Here is a 17142-nt window from a genome sequence, read left to right as displayed (position 1 = left end):
AAGCCGATGACGATGTCATCGGCTTTTTTTGTGCTGGCATGTGACAGGCCGACTCCTGAATATAGTGATAAAGGAAAGGAGCATGGCCGAATGCAAGATTTTAAAACGAGAGTCAACGAATATATCGATGAACTGCACATGCAGGTAGAACGCAGACAAAGAGAAGATGGCGCATTTATTTTCTGCTTTGAAGGACCTATGATGACAAATGCTTTTTTCATTATGCTGTTAAAAGCCGTTGGTGACCCTGATCAGCAATTGATCCATCAATTGGCCGAAGCAATACATGCCAAACAAAATGAAGATGGTTCCTTTTCTTTGTATCATGACCAGTCGGGACATCTCACAGCTACAGTACAAGGTTATTGCGGCATGCTCGCATCTGGCAGATTTCAAAAAGACGAGCCCCATATGGAAAAAGCAGCACAATATATTCGCTCAAAAGGTGGACTAAAGAGCGTTCATTTTATGACAAAATGGATGCTTGCCGTAAATGGCATGCACCCTTGGCCCTACTTCTATGCACCTCTTTCCCTTTTACTCATCCCTACGGCTTTTCCACTGCACTTCTACCACCTTAGTGCCTATGCAAGGATTCATTTTGTACCCATGATGATCGCACTGAACAAACGGTACACCTCTCATGCAGCGTTTCCATCATTAGCCCATCTTGATGAAAACATGTCTAAAAATCCATTTGACTGGTTTATGGCAAGAGAAGAACGTTCGACTGATGACTTCCTCATGTATATGCGGTCATATACAGCCCTCGACAGCCGGCTCGACTTTTTCGGATATGAAGCGGCAAAGCGATACATGTTTGACCGTCTTGAAAAAGATGGGACGCTGTATAGTTACTTAAGTGCAACCATCTTTATGGTCTATGCCCTCATGAGCCTTGGGTACTCCCCTGGACATCATCTCATCCAAAAAGCAGTCAGAGGTATGAAAAGGCTCGTCACCTCCTGTCAAGGCAAGATATATGCTGAGAATTCCACCTCGACTGTGTGGGATACAGCGCTTGTCAGTTACGCTTCTCAAAGAACAGGAAGAAAACGAGAAGATCCCATGATCATGAATTCCTTCACCTATTTGCTGGACCGGCAGCAAATGAAGAAAGCGGATTGGGCAGTTCATAACCGTCATGCTGCTCCCGGGGGCTTTGGTTTCTCACATATCAATACGAATAATCCTGATTGTGATGACACGCAAATTGTGTTAAAAGCGATCCCAAAAGAATACGCTCCACTTCAGTGGAAACGAGGATATGACTGGCTTCTCTCCATGCAAAACCGTGATGGCGGCTTTTCTGCTTTTGAAAAAAATCAAGATCACTTTCTACTTCGTCACCTTCCGCTTGAATCTGCGGAGGATGCGGCGATTGATCCGTCAACTCCTGATATTACTGGTCGTGTGCTCCATTTGATTGGTTTAGAAGAAAAAGATACTGCTTCACCCTCGATTCTCAGGCAAAAAGATCGATGTGTAAAATGGCTCATTGACCACCAAGAGAAAAACGGATCATGGTTTGGCAGATGGGGTGTTTGTTATATTTATGGAACTTGGGCAGCGTTAACAGGACTGAAAGCGGCCGGCGTTCCCTCCTCACACCCTGCTGTGCAACAAGCGTGCCGTTTTCTAAAGCAGATTCAGCTTGAAGATGGCAGTTTCGGAGAATCGTGTAAAAGTGCAGAACTGAAAACCTATGTCCCGCTTCCCTTTGGCACAGTGGTTCAAACCGCATGGGCGACCGAGGCGCTCCTCCAATATGAGAAAGCAAATAACGCAGCCATTTTGAAAGCTGTCTCCTTTTTAGTGAACCATCACCATACTGAAGAAGCCATGTACTATCCAGTCGGCATTGGACTGCCAAAACAATTTTACATCACCTATCATAGCTACCCATTTGTGTTTCCGATGATGGCTTGTTCTACATTTTTAAACGAAATGAGGCGTATACATGAATAAAGAAGAATATCGCTCACAGCTCAAAGAGTGGCTTAGCACGATCCAACATGTGTGGCAAGATGATAAAATTCATCGAAAAGTGGAAAATTTACGACTCAAAATGGAGGATGATCATTCGAGTGAACAAGAATGGTACGAACTAGCCGAAAGGATTGCAGAAGACATGCAGCCACACGAAGAAGTGCGCGATGTAGCAGCTGGAAATCATCAGTTACCACCACTGCCTTATCGGTATGACGCGCTCGAACCTTATATTTCAAAAGAAATTATGTACTTGCACCATCAAAAGCATCATCAAACTTATGTTAATGGTCTAAATCAAGCTGAACTTGCGCTAAAAAAAGCAAGAAGAACCAATGACTTTACGATGATCAAGCATTGGGAACGTGAACTTGCCTTTCATGGGGCAGGACATTATTTACATTGTATCTTTTGGTTTTCAATGAGTCCTTCAGGAAAAAGAAAACCTACTGGTCAAATGCTTCGTCTCATTGATCAATCATTTGGCAGCTATGAGGCGTTCAAGTCACATTTTTCAGCTGCTGCCAAACAAGTAGAAGGTGTCGGATGGGCGATCCTTGTATGGTCCTCGCGATCTCAGCGTTTAGACATTTTACAAGCAGAGCGCCATCAGTTCCTCTCGCAGTGGGACATCATCCCCCTTCTTGCTCTTGATGTGTGGGAGCATGCCTATTACCTCCAATATCGAAATGAGAAGGCGCAATATGTAGACCAGTGGTGGAATGTCGTTGACTGGCGTGAGCCAGAAGCAAGACTAAAACAGGCTCAACAAGTGAAATGGACACCTTTTTGATCGCATACTCCACATAGTTCATGTACTATGTGGGGTTTTTTATTAGTTTACATAATAATATTATGAGTACCAGATGCAAAATCATAGGTTGTTTTTTCAGAAAATTCATTTAAAATAGAAAAGAAAGAGAGTTGAAAGATAGTATGAACACCCTTTTACACATTAGTCACTTTGCGGGAAGAACATTTGCTATATGGGTCATTGTCTTTGCTTGTCTAGGTTTTACTTTTCCTGCGGCATTTTCTTTGATTGGACCTTATATCCCTTTTTTACTTGGCATTATTATGTTTGGCATGGGGCTGACGCTGTCTTCTGAAGATTTTAAAGAGCTTTTTAGAAAGCCTCTTTATGTATTGATCGGGGTTTTAGCGCAGTATACACTGATGCCACTCATTGCATTTTTATTGGCCTATGGGTTACATTTGCCTTCTGAAATCGCTGTTGGTGTCATTCTCGTCGGCTGCTGTCCAGGCGGGACTGCATCCAATGTAATGACCTTTTTGGCGAAAGGAAATACGGCCTTATCCGTTGCCGTGACAACGATCTCGACACTACTTGCTCCCATTTTGACCCCTGTTTTCATTTATATCTTTGCAAAATCTTGGTTATCTGTATCACCGGGTGCTTTGTTTTTGTCGATTGTCCAAGTTGTCTTAATTCCGATTATTTTAGGGGTCATCGTCAAATTGTTTTTTAAAAAACAAGTGACGTATGCTGTACAAGCACTCCCACTTGTATCTGTTACTGGCATTGTCGCCATCATTGCAGCTGTTGTCAGCGCAAATAAAGAACAGATTCTGCAATCTGGACTGCTTATTTTTGCCGTTGTTGTTTTACATAATGCTCTTGGTCTATTATTGGGTTACCTCATTGCAAAATGGTGTAAAATGGACATTCCTTCTCAACGAGCAATTTCAATAGAAGTAGGGATGCAAAATTCTGGACTTGGCGCAGCCCTTGCAACCGCACATTTTTCTCCACTTGCCGCCGTTCCCAGTGCCATTTTTAGCGTATGGCATAATTTATCTGGCTCTTGGCTGGCAACATTTTGGTCAAAAAGAGGCTACCCAGAAAATAAAGACCAAAAAAGCTAGTACCCTCATCGGTACTAGCTTTTTCTTTCGATTATCCTTCAAGCAATAGCTGTTCAGGATCTTCAAGTAGATTTTTAATCGTGACAAGGAACCCAACAGCTTCTTTACCATCGACAATACGGTGGTCGTATGAAAGAGCTAAATACATCATTGGACGGTTTTCAAAGCGTTCTTCATCAATTGCAACAGGACGAAGCTGAATTTTATGCATACCTAAAATTCCAACTTGAGGACTGTTTAAAATTGGTGTTGAAAGCAGAGAACCAAATGTTCCTCCGTTTGTGATCGTGAATGATCCACCTTGTAATTCATTGAGCGATAATTTGTTATCTCTTGCTTTTTTCGCAAGATGACCGATTTCTTTTTCAATTCCAGCAAATGATAGTCTGTCTGCATCACGGACAACTGGTACCACAAGCCCTTCATTGGCGGCTACAGCAATACCGATGTCATAGAATTTTTTAATGACAAGCTCATCACCTTGAATTTCTGCGTTGAGAAGTGGATATTTTTTAAGTGCTGCTACCACTGCTTTTGTGAAGAAGGACATGAAGCCCAGTTTCACATCGTTTTGTTCAAGGAAGGCATCTTTGCGACGCTTTCTTAGATCCATGACAGCTGTCATATCGACTTCATTAAATGTTGTCAGCATCGCTGCCGTTTGTTGAACTTCAACTAAACGTTTTGCAATGGTTTGTCTGCGGCGTGACATTTTTTCACGCTCAACTGGTTTCCCTGCTTGATCATTTTGCACCGCAGCATTTGCTTTTGGCGCGGCTTTCGGTGCACTTGCAGGAGCTTCATTCTTTTGGTAAGAAGCTACATCCTGCTTTCGTACCCTGCCCAGCGGATCTGCGGTTGGAATCTCAGATAAGTCTAACCCCTTCTCTCTTGCTAGTTTTCTAGCTGCTGGAGAAGCGATCGTTCTGCCATTACCAGATTTCGGCTCTTCTTTTGCTGCCTCTTCTTTTTGTTCAGCTGCTGGTTCTTCTTTCGAAGCTGGTGCAGAATCTTGCTCAGGTGCTGGAGCTGCGGACTCGCTTCCGCCAGCTTCACCTGCTGCAATCGTTCCGATGACTTCTCCAACTTGGACAGTGTCACCAGAATCTTTCAGTACTTCTTTTAGAACACCAGATTCTTCAGCTGTCAATTCGACATTGACTTTATCTGTTTCAAGTTCTAACAGGTATTCCCCCTGCTCAACATAATCGCCCGGCTGTTTTAGCCACTGAGCAATTGTTCCTTCCGAGATTGATTCCGCTAGTTCAGGTACTTTAATTTCCGCCATTTTTCATTTCCCCCTTAGTTTTTGCGAGTCAAGCTATCAGATACAATTCGTTCTTGTTCTTTTTTATGAACAGTTGGATCACCCTCAGCCGTACTTGAACGTCTTCTGCGGCCGATGTAACGTACTTTTACTTTTTCAGATGCAATTTCACGTAAATATGGCTCAATATATCCCCAAGCGCCCATATTTTGCGGTTCTTCTTGCACCCATACGATTTCTTCTAAGTTCGTCAGTTTTGATAAAATGGCTTTAATATCTTTGGCCGGGAATGGATATAATTGTTCCACTCTCGCAATATGAAGCCAATCTTTTGAGTCTTCCATTTGAGTAAAACGATCACTAATATCGATCGATACCTTCCCGCTCGATAGCACAAGGCGTGTTACTTTTTCATGATCATGCACAAGGCCCGGCTGTTCAAGAACTGGACGGAACTGTCCATCTGTTAGTTCTTGGACTTCGGATAATGTGTTCGGGTTACGAAGCAGACTCTTCGGTGTCATGATGACAAGAGGACGAATCTCTTCACGAAGTAGCATTTTCGCCTGTCTTCTAAGAATATGGAAGTATTGAGCTGCACTTGTCAGGTTCGCAACTGTCCAGTTATTCTCAGCAGCTGATTGCAAGAAGCGTTCTGTTCTTCCACTAGAATGTTCTGGACCTTGTCCTTCATATCCATGTGGCAAGAGCATCACAAGCCCTGACTTTTGTCCCCACTTGGCGCGGCCTGCTGAAATAAATTGATCAAAATACACTTGAGCCGCATTTGCGAAGTCTCCAAATTGAGCTTCCCAAATCACTAATGTTTCAGGAGAATAGACATTATAACCATATTCAAACCCGATGACAGAGCCTTCTGACAGTGGACTATTATGGACTGTAAATGATGCATTTGCATCACTCAGTTCATGAAGAGCAATGAATTCATCTCCCGTTTGACTGTCGTGAAGAACAAGGTTTCTTTGAGCAAATGTGCCTCGCTCAGAATCCTGTCCGGTCATTCGAATCGGCGTACCGTCTTTTAATATAGATGCAAATGCCAGTGCTTCACCAAGTGACCATTCCACTTTGCGATCATCTGTAAACACTTTTGCACGTTTTTCAAGGATCCGCTTTAGCTTACCGAATACTTGGAAGTCTTTCGGCCAGCTAATTAATTCTTCATTCAGCTTTCTTAATACATCAAACTCTACAGATGTATCAACTGCAGGGAAGCCGTTAGATACAGGCTCTGGCAGTTCGATTTCTTGAATCGTATGTTCTTTCTTTGAAGGCACTTTTTTATAAGCTTCTTCAATTTTTGCCGTGACAGCCTGCTCAATTTCTTCTCTTTGTTCTTTTGACAGAAGGCCCTCAGTGACAAGCTTATCTGCGAAGATATTCTTGACCGTTTTGTGCTTTCTGACCGCATCGTACAGCATTGGCTGAGTAGTAGATGGCTCATCCATTTCGTTATGGCCATATCTGCGGTAGCCAATCAAGTCAATTAAGAAATCCTTTTTAAACCGTTTACGGTATTCTACCGCCAGCTGAACAGCTGCTAAACAAGCTTCTGGATCGTCTGCATTGACGTGAACAATTGGAATCTCGAAACCTTTTGCAAGGTCACTAGCGTATTTTGTTGAACGAGATTCATTGCTTTCTGTGGTAAATCCAATCATATTGTTGGCAATGATATGGATCGTTCCCCCCACTTGATAGCCGACTAATTGACTTAAATTTAATGTTTCTGCGACAATTCCCTCTCCAGGAAATGCAGCATCCCCATGAATTAAGATGGCTAACGCTTTTTCAACGTCTTGAACTGGATAGCCTTTTTGAGTACGCGATTCTTGAGCAGCACGAGTGCTTCCTTCAATAATCGGGTCAATAAATTCCAAGTGACTTGGGTTATTGGCAAGTGTGACTCTTGCACTCTTTGTATCTTCATCTTTGATTTGGCGGTCAGCACCGAGATGATATTTTACATCCCCTGTCCATCCGTAGCTGATGCCGATAGAGCCTTCTGATGGTACAAGCTCTTTATTAGGCGCATGCTGGAATTCTGAGAAAATGATCTCATATGGCTTTCCTAACACATGTGCTAATACATTTAAACGGCCTCTATGTGCCATTCCAATGTTAATATTTGAAGTCCCTTGTGTAACAGACTCGGATATAATTTCATCAAGTACTGGAACAAGTGCGTCTAATCCTTCAATAGAAAAACGCTTTTGTCCAACAAATGTTTTATGAAGGAACTGCTCAAATTGCTCGACTTCTGTTAATCTTTTGAATACAGAAACTAGTTTATCTGCTGGTTTTTTCTTAAATAATTCGCCAGACTCAATAGATTTAGAGAGCCAGTTGCGCTCTTCGAAGTCATGTACGTGATCAAACTCAAATGAAATGGTACGCTTATACGTATTTCTCAAATGGTTAATGGCTTCTATGCCGTTTGAAATGTGTTTAGGTGCATCTGGGCTAATAATTGATATTGGAATATTCTTAACGTCTTCTTCAGTTAAACCGTATTCCTTTAATGGAAACAGCTCTTGTAATTCCTTTTCTTTGCGAAGAGGATTGACGGAAGCATTTAAATGGCCATACGTTCTGATGTCTTCTGCCAGTTTAACGACTGATGCTATCTTTTGGATTTGTTCAGAAGTAACTACGCTATTTTCTTTTTTCCCAATTTCCTCCTTCATTTCACTCGGTGGTGCACCAAGTTCATCAAATATGCCTCTTATGTCTTCATCAACACTAGTAGGATCCTGGACATATTGATCGTAGAGCTCGAGCACGTAGCCGAGGTTCGGACCATGAAATTCTTCCCAACTCAACGGTTGTTTCACATCATTTTGAAACATTTTGAACACTACCCCCAACTTTGATCATCAAGTGATTGAACACTATCTCGATATAACTTCCAGAACACAATGACCAAATTTATGTAATAAAACGCTTCCAATCATATTCTACCACTGTTTCGGATTACTTTCTACATTCTTTGTTCAATTAAAGATAAAAAATTCAAAGAAAAACAAAAAATTTAAATCATTCCGAAAAATATTTTAAAGAAAGGGGCAAAACCTTATGCCCCAATGCTTTTATGCAGCAATTTCTTGAGTAATGGATATAGCACATCTGGCAATGTATCGACATCCGGTACAAAAATGCTGAACTTACCATACATATCTTGGATCGTTTTCATCTGCGCCTCTTCAATCGGAGAATTGGATAAAAACACATTGATCACTTCAATTCCCTTTTTTCTCGCTTCGAGAACCGCTTCATGTGTATCCACGATCCCATTTTGTTCGTAGCTGAATGCAGCCGGCTCTCCGTCTGAGAAAACAATGAGGAACTTTTGCTCTTCTCTTCGTTTTAAAATCATTTTTGTCATTTGGCGAATCGCATAGCCATCCCGGTTATCCTCTTCTGGCTCAAGTGACATAATGGATGGTCCTGCGTCAAATAAGGAATCTTTGAACGATACGACGGTGTTAAAGTAGTTCGGTTGACTTGTTTCAGTTGCATCATTTGTATCTTCCCAGAACCCTACAATTTGATGAGGTACCTGCACTGATTTTAAAGCTTCATGAAACAGAACAATCCCTTTTTTTGTCTCATCCATCTTGTCAAACATACTTGCCGAACAGTCAACTAATAAAGTGAACACAGCATCAATTTGAGAAGATGGCGCTTGTTTTTTATAAAATAGTCGAGGATTGGACTCTGTAAAATAACGAATGAGCTTTTTACTGAGACGTCCTGCATGAAGATCTGTTTTTGGCCATGTTTTTTTATGCTCAAGTGTTTTTTGAATCATTTGTTTTAAGCGTTTCTGATAAGGCTCGATTGCCTTTGCGTGCTGCTTGTACACATCTATTTGCTCTGGTGAAGGAGGTTCTGGTGAAATCATGACTGGAAACGCATATTTGTTTTCTTTTCCATTCTCATGCGCATCTGCCCCGCTTTCTTCTCCTTCTGCCTCTTCTAGTGCTTCAAGCTTTGAATAGTCTTTTCGATGGGTTTGTTTGGCTGAACCTTGAACCGTTCCAAGCGCCTGATCTCCATCGTCACCTTCTCTTGCCGCATCTTTACCGAGATCGCTTTTACCACCGTGTTCTAAATCAAATTGAAGGAAACTTTTAGATGGTGCTTCCGTTTCTCTATGCCATACTTCCATATATTCATTATGGATGTCTTCATCCCCCTCTTTTTCCCGATCGACTTTTATATCCTCACTTAATTTTGGCTTTCTTTTGAGGTCATGGAAAAGCGGTTCTTTTGCCGCTTTTTCATAGTCCAATTCTGGGAAGAAAAAGTATGTGTTCAGCATATCCTTTTCAAGGAGCTCATCGAAGCCTTCTGTCAATTCCTTCACAATGATGGCGATATCAGATGTCGAGCGTGCGTCATATACACGTTCAAGACTTGACTCAATAAACGGAATCATTGGATCTATCCGCTCATGAAGGGGTGGAATTTCTTCAAGCGGAGATTCGGCTGTCAGCTTCACGTATATCGCACAAAAGAGTGCATCTGTTAAAATACTGCGCTCTTGGTTAATCGTTAATTGTGTTTTAAAGTGACGTCTGTAAAGCTCTCTTCTCCGTTTAAATACCTTTTTTGTTCCTGGGCGGTCACGTTTAATCCGCTCTTCAATGCGGATATCTTCAAACAGCATAAACAATTGTTTGCACACATCAGGAATGGATAATGTGTGGGCATAGCGAATGATGTCTTCAAATACTGTAAGATCGCTATACACCGTCCCTACTGCTCGCAGGAACACATCACTTTTTAGGCCTGCCATCATATCCTCTTGATGACGATCATCCCAAAAATGGCTGATGAAAATTTTCTTTTCAAACGGTTCATAGTACGACTGAACACCGTATTCAAGCTCCACATCATCACTTTTGGCAAGTGTTTTGGCTAAATCCGTTAATTCCATAAATAGAAATGAATCGATTCTGCTGTCATTAAATTTGATGAATTTCAAAAGTCAGAACCTCACTCGAATAATGTTTGAGCGATATTTCTTACCGCTGCTTTTTCCCGGTCATCTTCTAGCTTCTCTACAATTCCTCGTTCAATTGCACGAAGCGGCGGGATATATTGCGCAAGATCACATGTATCTAACAGTGCGCGAATGGATGCGGCTTCTTCACTGACCTGTCCATTGTGTGCTTGGACGATGAGATCTGATGAGAGCTGTACGAATTGATCGATTAAACGCTCATCCTTTAATACAGATTGAGTGTGCAGTACTTCTTTTAAAATGCCACCGCCAATGTAAGGAACTTCAATGACGACAAAACGGTTTTTCAGCGCTTCATTGAGCGGCACTGTCCCCACATACCCCTCATTGATTGCTGCAATCACGCCAAAGCCTTCTTCTGCTCTAACGACTTCACCTGTAAATGGGTTTGTCATCATTTTTCTGTAATCAAGCACACCGTTTAAAATAGGCAGTGTTTCTGGTTTTGCCATGTTGATTTCATCAATATATAAAAGGTGTCCTTTTTTCATTGCTTTTGTAACGGGTCCTTCAATGAATTCTATAGAAGCAACTTGTCCATCATTATGGATGGTTTTATAGCCAATTAGACTTTCTGCATCAAGGTCAACTGAGCAGTTTACACTGTGCATCGGCTGTTGAAAAAACGCGGATAAAGTTTCTGCTAGTTTTGTTTTACCTGAGCCTGTCGGTCCTTTTAACAGAACATTTTTTCCGAGGGCAAGTGCAATCATGGCATCTTGAATAATAGACGTATCTTGTGATTCATAGCCGCCTGTTCCGATAAGCGGACGAAATTCTTCTTCGAGAACTTTTCCTTTTGCTTCGATCATTGCTTGAATTTCTTCTGGGAGTGCTGGTTGGTTAAACATATATGATTAATTCCTCTCTTCGATCATTTTCCTCACCAAGTATACTAAAAAAACCTTTATGCACTCAATACATAAAGGTTCGTCTTCTGTTATTTTACCATTTCTTTTGTGATGGCTCCGCAAGCAATGCGTTTCCCTGAGTTGCCAGAAGGGTTGCTTAAGTAATCATCTGCTTCTGCATGGATGATGAAACTTCGCCCGTTTTGATCAACCAATTGATTCGGGCCTCCTTTGACCGTCACATTCGGAACATTCACAACGACGTCAATTTGACCATTTGCCCCTACTTCTAAATTAGGCATATCTCCAGCATGATGCCCTTTTGGGTTGTCGAAGCCATGCTCTCTATGTGTCGGATTAAAGTGAGCCCCCGCCGTTTCAAAATCTGGCGTTTCACATATTCCTGTTTCATGAATATGAAAGCCGTGAGGACCTGGCGGCAGTCCTTTCGCTTTCACATGCAGATCCAGCCCATTTTCTGAGGACTCTCTTATTTCAATGCTCCCTATTTTTTGCCCGCTTTCGTTTATGAGTGACGTTGTGACTGGTGCTTGTTTAGGTGCGGCAACTTCTCTTGTTTCTTCTGTCGTTTCTTTTTTCGGCGGTGCATGACATGCTGATGCGGTAAAGATCAAACATATCATCATCATCCACACTGACTTTTTCATTTATGACTGCCCCCTTTTGTTATCAGTATGGACAATCACAGCAACGGGCAAACAAAAAAAGCCGAAAATCGGCTTTTTTAGAAGAAACGTTTCGCACCTAGATAGGCTTTTTTCCAATAAGGATTGCTTAAGTTTGAAATTCCTACTCCGCTGTCACTTGCATGAAGGAAATCTCCTCCACCTAGGTATAGTCCCATATGAGAAGGACCTGCTTTGTACGTTGTGAAATAAACAAAATCTCCAACTTGTGGTGTGCTGACAGGCGTCATCATATTCCAATATCCTGCTGTACTCAATCTAGATACTGATGAAACCTTATTAATGAGATAGTAAACAAAGCCGCTGCAATCAAATCCAGCTGGTGTATTGCCGCCCCATCTGTAAGGTATGCCTGTGAGCTTTTTACCTTCTTGAATCATTGTCGTGATTTTTGCATTCATTGGAACGTCATTTTTATTATTGTTGACCGGTGTTGTTGAACCGTTTGACGTAGAACCATTAGATCCAGTTGAACCGGAAGCTGTTCCGTTGATTTTTAATACTTGTCCAATTCTCAGCACATCACTTTTCAAGCTGTTTGCTGTGCGGATTGATTGAACCTGCACCTTAAACTGATTCGCAATTTTCCATAATGAATCACCTGATTTAACCGTATAAGATGTGGTTTTACTACTTGAAGACTGATTGCTGTTTGAAGGCGTGCTAGGTTGAGCAGGTGCTTTCGGCTGACTTGGTTTTGACGTCACCGTTCCTTTTACCTTCAATACTTGATTTGGATAAATCGTATCAGATTTTAGCGAGTTCAATGTTTTAATTTCACCAATCGACATATTTAACGAATTGGCAATTTTCCAAAGTGAATCGCCTAATTTCACTTTATATGTACTAGATGCTGACGACGAACTATTAGAATTCGTTGATTTGTTACTTGAGCTAGAATTAGATGTTGAGTTTGAATTTGAGGACTGGCTGCCGCTCGTTTTCGCTGTTCCAGACACTTTCAGCTTTTGTCCAGGACGAATGAGGTCACTGTTTAAGCTGTTCAAACTTTTCAAACTTGCAACTGACATTTTGTGATTCTTCGCAATCAGCCATAATGAATCCCCAAGCTTGACTGTATAGCTAGATGTTGTTGAAGCACTTGATTTCGTTGCTTTTGAACTTGTTGATGAGCTGGATTTTGAACTTTTTGCACTAGGAATCTTTAAGCTTTGTCCTGCAAAAATCATCGTCGTTTTTAATTGATTAAGAGATTGAAGTTCCGAAATACTTGTGTTGTACTGTTCGGCAATCTTCCAAAGTGAGTCACCGCTTTTCACCTTGATCGTCTGTGCTTCTGCCGGTGCAGCAATAACAGCTGAGCCTGCGATCGCTGAAACTGTGAGGCCGGTTACTACTTTTTTCTTCATAGATGAATCTCCGCCTTTCATGATTTCATACCATAAGACTTATGTACTAGTTTTGAGTTTAGCATTTAATGGTTCTGCTTCTCTTGCACTATTTTATCTTTATTTCTATAATATTACTCGACATGAAGACGTTGGGCAATACTAAATAGGTTTTAGAGCAGCAAACTCAAAATGCTAAAACAAAGCCATATCGTTTCTATCGGCTGTTTGCTGTATTTATAAACATTTTTTAAGGAATTTTTAAGTTGACGTTTAGAAATTTGTCAAAACAAGCACGTTGCTAGTTTCATAGTTCTATTCTACATGACAAATTTTTCTGTATCAAATGACTTTTTACTTAATTGCCTGTTTTTTCTCCTCAATAAAAAAAGCACCCTTCCCAATGAAGAATGCTGTGTTCATGTTTACTTTCTGATTTCTTGATCTTTTACAGTTAACGGATAGAGGACGCCTTCTTTCGCAAACGACATTTTCCCTGTTTCTTCTGATACCACAAGAACAAGGGCATCAGTCATGCCAGAAAGTCCAATAGCTGCCCGGTGTCTTGTGCCTAGAGAAGGGCTGACTTTTTTCGAGGTGAGCGGTAGGACATTTGCAGCGGAAACAAGCGTGTTTTCTTTCACTAAAAGGGCGCCATCATGAAGTGGGTTTCCAGGATAGAAAATGCTTTCTATTAATGATGCGCTAATTTTCGCATGGAGGTTTGTCCCTTTTTGTATATAATCCTCCACCTCATCTCTCCTTTGAATCACAATCAGTGCGCCATGCTTTTGTTTTGATAAGTTCTCAATGGCTAAAGAAAATTGAGCAAAACCTGGTGTGAATTCTTCCATATATGCTTGTAAATAAAATGAGGAAGCCTCTGCATGCATTTCATTAAACTGATCATGCAATGATTCGAGTTCACAAAGAAGGCATTGTTCCGTCTGGTCAAGCGAATCGACAATTTTCCTTGCATCCATCATAATTTGCGTTAAATGAGATTTCATTTCTAACTTAAACATCGCTTCTTCATTTGTGCGATTGATCATCTCACCATGTCCCTCCTTCTTTCGCTTGTGTCATAAAATAACAAATTGTGCACATTCTATTTGTATGGAGGTGAATTCAATATGACCATTCAAAAAGTGATTCAATATGCTTGCAGCATTTTAGGTGTTGTCAGTCTTTCTTTTATTTATGCCCAAATGTTCAAAAAAACGAAGCCCTCAAAGAAAAATAATCCGACGGAGAATTGATTTTTTTACATAGCGTGATATAATTCCTCTCGTTATTTCTGTTCAGAGAGGAACTTATGATGAGAGAAACGAATAGTATTCGAGCAAAGTTGGCACAATTTTTAACCATATTGATTCCGATTTTAATTACACAAGCAGGTCTTTCGCTCATCACATTTTTAGACACGGTGATGTCTGGAAAAGTGAGTGCAGAAGACCTAGCAGGTGTAGCGATCGGTTCGAGCATTTGGACACCTGTTTATACTGGTCTCGCTGGTATTTTAATGGCTGTTACCCCTATAGTGGCTCAGTTGATGGGCGGCGGTCGCAGGGAAGGTGTTCCTCGTGCAGTCTTTCAGGCCATTTATTTATCTTTTCTTTTAAGTATCGTGGTGATTGTCATTGGATCGTTGTGTGTTCCTTTTATTTTAGGGAGACTTGGGCTTGAACCATCCGTAGAAATCATTGCCCGTCATTTTCTCAGCTTCCTTGCTATTGGAATCATCCCGCTTTTTGGTTATTCAGTCATGAGATCGTTCATTGATGCATTAGGAAAAACACGTGTGACGATGTTCATTACGTTAACCGCACTTCCTATTAATTTTGTTTTAAATTATCTCTTTATTTTTGGAAACTTTGGGTTTCCAAAGCTTGGCGGTGCAGGGGCAGGTCTTGCATCTGCGCTGACGTATTGGGCAATTTTCATCATGAGTATTTGTATTGTCATCAAAGCCGAACCGTTTGCATCCTTTCGGTTGTTTCAGACATTACCTCGTTTTAACGTCTCCCGAATGGGTCAAATACTGAAAATCGGTATCCCTATTGGGTTTGCGATCTTTTTTGAAACAAGTATTTTTGCAGCTGTCACGCTCTTAATGGGTCACTTTGATACCGTGACAATCGCCAGTCACCAAGCAGCGATGAATTTTGCTTCTATTTTATATATCCTGCCGCTTAGTATCTCAATGGCTTTAACGATTGTTGTGGGTTTTGAAGCCGGTGCCATGCGGTATAAAGACGCAAAAAGCTACAGCTATATTGGCATTGCAACAGCTGTTTTGTTCTCATTATGTACCGCAGCCCTCATCTTGTTATTTAGACCTGAGATCGCTGGTTTATATACAACTGAATCAGCTGTTTTACAAATGACACAGCACTTTTTGATGTATGCGATCTTTTTCCAGCTGTCAGATGCGATCGCCGCACCAATTCAGGGAGCTCTACGCGGGTATAAAGATGTGAATTATACACTGATTGCTGCGTTTGTCTCTTACTGGGTCATCGGCCTTCCAGCTGGCTACTTGATTGGCACGTATACCTCATTTGGAGCGTTTGGTTATTGGATTGGGCTGATTACTGGGCTTGCCGCAGGTGCCATCGTCCTATTTGTTCGTCTCAGGTTGATTGAAAGAAGTATGCATTCTGATACAACAGGAAAAGGCAGCTGACTGAAGTCAGCTGCCTTTCATTTAGTCATTCCATTGATACGTCCAGAAAATTTCTTCATCAAACCATTTTTGGACGACTGGTTCTTTGTTTTTCAACTTTTGTTCAAGCTCTCTTAGCATGCCTTCTGTTTGTGTTCTATGCGCTCTTAGTGCATTTAATTTGATATCGGCTACATCCGTAATATCAATCACAATATCGGCATTTCCTAGCACTTCTTCTCGATTTTTCGTAATGGCCATACAGTATGTGACGGGACGGTCTTCTTTTTTCTTGCGGTATAGAGCACGAATGACCGCTTCACCTGTCGCGTCATGATCAGGGTGTACACCATGACCTGGATAAAATGTGACAATAAGGGTTGGTTTCACTTCATCAATAATACTTTCCATCACATCCGCTAAATACTCATCATCTTCAAATTCCAACGTTTTATCCCGAAGACCAAGCATTCGCAAGTCTGTGACATCCATTTCTTTACATGCATTGATTAATTCCTGTTTTCTTAATTCAGGAAGTGTCTCACGGTTAGCATATGTTGGACTTCCCATATTTCTTCCCATTTCTCCAAGTGTCCCGCATGCATACGTCACTGGAATTCCACGTTTTCTGCTTTTCGCGATGAGCCCTGCGACCCCGAAGGATTCATCGTCGGGGTGAGGCAGCATCACAAGTACATGTTCGTTCATCACTGTTCCCCTCTCTCCTACACCTGAAATGGTGTTTCACTAATTTGTAATGAGATCGCTAGTTTTCCGTCTGGCAGGTGACCTGCTAACAGCAGGCGGCCTTGTTCATCAAACACGTAATCGGTTAAACCTTCTGCGTAAATCCAGCCATCTTCTGTTTTCATCCCGACACGGTATGGACCTTGTCCTTTTATTTTCGCCTGTGAATAGACGACTTTTGCGTTGCGGATATACGCCACGACCGTCATATTTTGCTCATTCACATGAGCTGAATAAGAACCAGTTGTCGTTTCAAGATGAACGAAGACTGGCCGATTTAAAAACGATTCAAGATGTGCTGTGACATCTTCCGTTTGAATTGGTTTCATGAGTGGTTCCTTCCTTCATTTTGAATTAGTTCTCGCAGCTTTTTTGTATGTAAGCTGATCAGCTGTAGTTGATGACCCTGCTCAATCGTGCTTTCTAAAATTCTTTCCACAGCGAGTACATACTTTTGATGCAATGACTTTCTTGCGCGAGGATGGGTGCGTGCATCAAGCAAATCATCTCGTATCGCCTCGTGTAATGAAGTCATATCCACTACATCAAGCTGCCGATTTTTCCATAAAGATTGATAAGCGTGTGCAAGCTCATCGACTGATGACATGTGATCACCTCTACAGTTTTGGT

15 protein-coding genes are annotated in these 17142 nt (G+C 41.4%); 5 read left to right on the top strand and 10 right to left on the bottom strand.

The window, feature by feature from the left end:
* Positions 1 to 90 precede the first annotated feature (90 nt).
* The 3 genes from MHH23_RS11465 (at position 91) to MHH23_RS11455 (ending at position 3876) form a co-directional block, all read left to right on the top strand.
* A complete protein-coding gene (locus MHH23_RS11465) occupies positions 91 to 1968 on the top strand; it encodes a terpene cyclase/mutase family protein (RefSeq protein ID WP_340959515.1) in 1878 nt (625 codons plus the stop codon).
* Entirely contained in the window at positions 1961 to 2782 is an 822-nt protein-coding gene (locus MHH23_RS11460; protein WP_178930268.1) for a superoxide dismutase, read from the top strand. Before MHH23_RS11465 ends, MHH23_RS11460 begins: the two co-directional genes overlap by 8 nt.
* A 143-nt stretch (positions 2783 to 2925) precedes the next feature.
* The gene (locus tag MHH23_RS11455) at positions 2926 to 3876 is read left to right on the top strand and encodes a bile acid:sodium symporter family protein (protein ID WP_159159725.1); all 951 of its coding nucleotides are present in this window, start codon (positions 2926 to 2928) and stop codon (positions 3874 to 3876) included.
* A gap of 31 nt (positions 3877 to 3907) precedes the next feature.
* Here the strand turns inward: MHH23_RS11455 and odhB are convergent, their stop codons facing one another.
* The 7 genes from odhB to cdaS all read right to left on the bottom strand — a co-directional run bounded on the left by odhB (position 3908) and on the right by cdaS (position 14152).
* Complete coding sequence (odhB, locus tag MHH23_RS11450) at positions 3908 to 5164, bottom strand: 2-oxoglutarate dehydrogenase complex dihydrolipoyllysine-residue succinyltransferase (protein WP_007500721.1); 1257 nt, start codon at positions 5162 to 5164, stop codon at positions 3908 to 3910.
* Positions 5165 to 5178: 14 nt separating this feature from the next.
* Entirely contained in the window at positions 5179 to 8013 is a 2835-nt protein-coding gene (gene sucA / locus MHH23_RS11445) for a 2-oxoglutarate dehydrogenase E1 component (RefSeq protein ID WP_017359494.1), read from the bottom strand.
* 224 nt (positions 8014 to 8237) lie between these two features.
* A complete protein-coding gene (locus MHH23_RS11440) occupies positions 8238 to 10154 on the bottom strand; it encodes a vWA domain-containing protein (protein ID WP_047946568.1) in 1917 nt (638 codons plus the stop codon).
* 11 nt (positions 10155 to 10165) lie between these two features.
* Positions 10166 to 11044, bottom strand: a complete 879-nt coding sequence (locus MHH23_RS11435) for an ATP-binding protein (protein WP_017359496.1) — start codon at positions 11042 to 11044, stop codon at positions 10166 to 10168.
* 89 nt (positions 11045 to 11133) lie between these two features.
* Positions 11134 to 11712: a superoxide dismutase family protein gene (locus MHH23_RS11430; RefSeq protein ID WP_047946569.1), complete on the bottom strand. Its 579-nt coding sequence runs from the start codon at positions 11710 to 11712 to the stop codon at positions 11134 to 11136.
* A 77-nt stretch (positions 11713 to 11789) separates the two neighbouring features.
* Complete coding sequence (locus MHH23_RS11425; protein WP_024718576.1) at positions 11790 to 13121, bottom strand: C40 family peptidase; 1332 nt, start codon at positions 13119 to 13121, stop codon at positions 11790 to 11792.
* 404 nt (positions 13122 to 13525) lie between these two features.
* Positions 13526 to 14152 carry a sporulation-specific diadenylate cyclase CdaS gene (cdaS, locus tag MHH23_RS11420; RefSeq protein ID WP_024718575.1) on the bottom strand — a complete coding sequence of 209 codons (627 nt, stop codon included), beginning with the start codon at positions 14150 to 14152 and terminating at the stop codon, positions 13526 to 13528.
* 81 nt (positions 14153 to 14233) lie between these two features.
* Here cdaS and MHH23_RS11415 point away from each other — a divergent pair, with 81 nt between their 5' ends.
* Entirely contained in the window at positions 14234 to 14359 is a 126-nt protein-coding gene (locus tag MHH23_RS11415) for a hypothetical protein (RefSeq protein ID WP_003215647.1), read from the top strand.
* A 59-nt stretch (positions 14360 to 14418) separates the two neighbouring features.
* Complete coding sequence (locus MHH23_RS11410) at positions 14419 to 15786, top strand: MATE family efflux transporter (protein WP_144665629.1); 1368 nt, start codon at positions 14419 to 14421, stop codon at positions 15784 to 15786.
* Between the two features lie 21 nt (positions 15787 to 15807).
* Here MHH23_RS11410 and bshB2 read toward each other — a convergent pair whose 3' ends face one another.
* The 3 genes from bshB2 to MHH23_RS11395 are packed head-to-tail and all read right to left on the bottom strand — an operon-like array spanning position 15808 to position 17119.
* Entirely contained in the window at positions 15808 to 16473 is a 666-nt protein-coding gene (gene bshB2 / locus MHH23_RS11405) for a bacillithiol biosynthesis deacetylase BshB2 (RefSeq protein WP_144665631.1), read from the bottom strand.
* Positions 16474 to 16490: 17 nt separating this feature from the next.
* Positions 16491 to 16841 (bottom strand): YojF family protein, encoded by a 351-nt coding sequence (locus tag MHH23_RS11400; RefSeq protein WP_008346474.1) that lies wholly within the window; start codon positions 16839 to 16841, stop codon positions 16491 to 16493.
* Complete coding sequence (locus MHH23_RS11395) at positions 16838 to 17119, bottom strand: hypothetical protein (protein WP_008346472.1); 282 nt, start codon at positions 17117 to 17119, stop codon at positions 16838 to 16840. The genes MHH23_RS11400 and MHH23_RS11395 overlap by 4 nt, the downstream gene beginning before the upstream one ends.
* Positions 17120 to 17142 lie beyond the last annotated feature (23 nt).

Origin of the sequence: Bacillus sp. FSL K6-3458, from assembly GCF_038005045.1 — a bacterium.
Lineage (GTDB): Bacteria > Bacillota > Bacilli > Bacillales > Bacillaceae > Bacillus > Bacillus altitudinis.
This window is presented reverse-complemented; position numbering and strand designations above follow the sequence as displayed.

Coding starts and splice junctions, on each gene's coding strand:
- MHH23_RS11395 (WP_008346472.1), bottom strand. CDS start 17,119: ATGTCATCAGTCGATGAGCTTGCACACGCTTATCAATCTTTATGGAAA.
- MHH23_RS11410 (WP_144665629.1), top strand. CDS start 14,419: ATGAGAGAAACGAATAGTATTCGAGCAAAGTTGGCACAATTTTTAACC.
- MHH23_RS11415 (WP_003215647.1), top strand. CDS start 14,234: ATGACCATTCAAAAAGTGATTCAATATGCTTGCAGCATTTTAGGTGTT.
- sucA (WP_017359494.1), bottom strand. CDS start 8,013: ATGTTTCAAAATGATGTGAAACAACCGTTGAGTTGGGAAGAATTTCAT.
- MHH23_RS11465 (WP_340959515.1), top strand. CDS start 91: ATGCAAGATTTTAAAACGAGAGTCAACGAATATATCGATGAACTGCAC.
- MHH23_RS11430 (WP_047946569.1), bottom strand. CDS start 11,712: ATGAAAAAGTCAGTGTGGATGATGATGATATGTTTGATCTTTACCGCA.
- MHH23_RS11460 (WP_178930268.1), top strand. CDS start 1,961: ATGAATAAAGAAGAATATCGCTCACAGCTCAAAGAGTGGCTTAGCACG.
- bshB2 (WP_144665631.1), bottom strand. CDS start 16,473: ATGAACGAACATGTACTTGTGATGCTGCCTCACCCCGACGATGAATCC.
- MHH23_RS11425 (WP_024718576.1), bottom strand. CDS start 13,121: ATGAAGAAAAAAGTAGTAACCGGCCTCACAGTTTCAGCGATCGCAGGC.
- MHH23_RS11400 (WP_008346474.1), bottom strand. CDS start 16,841: ATGAAACCAATTCAAACGGAAGATGTCACAGCACATCTTGAATCGTTT.
- odhB (WP_007500721.1), bottom strand. CDS start 5,164: ATGGCGGAAATTAAAGTACCTGAACTAGCGGAATCAATCTCGGAAGGA.
- MHH23_RS11435 (WP_017359496.1), bottom strand. CDS start 11,044: ATGTTTAACCAACCAGCACTCCCAGAAGAAATTCAAGCAATGATCGAA.
- cdaS (WP_024718575.1), bottom strand. CDS start 14,152: ATGATCAATCGCACAAATGAAGAAGCGATGTTTAAGTTAGAAATGAAA.
- MHH23_RS11455 (WP_159159725.1), top strand. CDS start 2,926: ATGAACACCCTTTTACACATTAGTCACTTTGCGGGAAGAACATTTGCT.